This is a genomic window from Nocardia elegans NBRC 108235 (genome assembly GCF_001612845.1).
In the GTDB taxonomy this organism is placed as follows: Bacteria; Actinomycetota; Actinomycetes; order Mycobacteriales; family Mycobacteriaceae; genus Nocardia; species Nocardia nova.
The window spans coordinates 1-1,812 of the sequence record NZ_BDBF01000108.1; the positions used below are offsets into that span (position 1 = coordinate 1).

General features: G+C 68.2%; 1 protein-coding gene. It reads left to right on the forward strand.

The window, feature by feature from the left end:
* Positions 1 to 8: 8 nt before the first annotated feature.
* On the forward strand, positions 9 to 1,745 hold the full coding sequence (locus NE2_RS34400) for a transposase (RefSeq protein ID WP_307618324.1): 1,737 nt from the start codon (positions 9 to 11) through the stop codon (positions 1,743 to 1,745).
* The last annotated feature ends 67 nt before the right edge of the window (positions 1,746 to 1,812 follow it).

Genomic DNA, 1,812 nt, shown 5'->3' on the forward strand with positions numbered 1-1,812 from the left:
GTGAGGATGTGTTGGTGGCCAAGGGTTTTCGTCCGGTGGATCGTGATCAGCAGTTTTTGTTGGCTCCGGATATGAGGGAATGGTTGGGGGCCGATGATCCGGTGTGGCTGGTGATCTCGGTGGTGGAGCGGTTGGACACGTCGGTGTTGCGTGCGCGGCGGCGTGTGGGTGGTGTGGGGCGGGCTGGTTATGACCCGGATATGTTGCTGACGTTGCTGGTGTGGGCGTGGGCGCAGGGGCAGCGGTCCTCGCGGGTGATCGAGCGGTTGTGTTCGCGCGATATTGCGTTTCGTGTGATTTGTGCTGGTGATGTGCCGGATCATTCGACGATTTCCCGGTTCCGCGCCGAGGCTGCCGAGGCGGTCGAGGATTTGTTCGCTCAGGTGCTGAGGTTGTGTGCCGGGTGGGGTATGGGTGAGCTGGGTGTGGTCGCGCTGGATGGGGTGAAGATCGCGTCGAACGCATCGATCAGCGCCAATCGTGGCGAGCAGGGACTGCGCAAAGCTGCCGCCGAGCAGGGGGTCCGGGACGCGGCGGCCGCTGCGGCGCGGCGCGCGGCGGTCGAGCACGCGGCCACCGATGCCGCCGAGGACGAGCTCTATGGTGCTGGTTGCCGTGGCGGGCACGTGCCGGCGGATCTCGTGGAGCCGAGTTCGCGGGCGCGGCGGATCGATCAAGCCCTGGCCGAGTTGGCGGCCGAGAACGCTCGGCGGGCGCGTGAGCAGGCAGACAAGCAGGCCGTGACCGAGCGCAAACAAGCGCGCCGGGACAAGAAGGCAGCCGAGCGTGCCGCCCAGCTGGAGGCATTCGAGCAACGCCGCCGTCCCGGTCGTCCGGTGACCGGGAGCCCGCCCGCCGAAATCCGGGTGCAGGTGTTGACCCGTAACTGGGAAGCCGCCCGCGCCGCGCAGCAAGCCAAGCTCGACCGCCACGCCCAGCGCGGAACCCGCAAAGGCCGCCGCCCCGCCGCGGCCGATGACCACGCCATGGTCAAACGGGCCAGAGCCGCCCTCGACCGCGCGATCACAGCACAGGCCATCCGAGCCGGACACCACGCAGCCATCCCGACCGCGCCCGCGGAAACCGAGGCCGTGAAAGCGAAATCGTGGGCGGGCACACCCACACGCAATATCACCGACCCGCAGTCGCGGCTGATGCCGTTACGCGGCGGGGGATGGCTGCAGGGCTACAACTGCCAGGCCGTGACCAGCACCGACGGACTGATCATCGCCACCGGTGTCGGCAACAACCCCAACGACTCCACCACCTTCACCAGCATGCTCGACAAAGCCACCGCCGCAGCTCAGCTCATCACCGGCGCCCGCGCACAGACCACACACGCACCCACCGGCCCCGACAGGATCGGGGTGCTGCTCGCCGACAACGGCTACCTGACCCACGCCAACCTCACCCACCCCGGCCCCGACCGGCTCATCGCCACCGGCAAAACCCGCACCCAGCACACCACCGCCCGCGACCATCCCACCCACGGCCGGCACCCCACCGACGCCAGCCCGCTACAAGCCAACGCCCACCGCCTAGCCACCCCCGAAGGCCACACCCTCTACAAACAACGCGCCCACATCGCCGAAACCCCCTTCGGCCACGCCAAACACAACCTCGGATTCCGCCGCTTCACCAGCCGCGGAATCCGCAGAGCCACCGCAGAATTCGCCTTCCACGCCCTCGTCCACAACCTGCTCAAAGCCATCAACACCGGCCACCTCACCCCCACCACCAGCTAACCCCCCGACCTAGGGTGGTTCCGGCCGCTCCGCGGCCGCAACCACCAAACCAAAACGCAACAGCCCG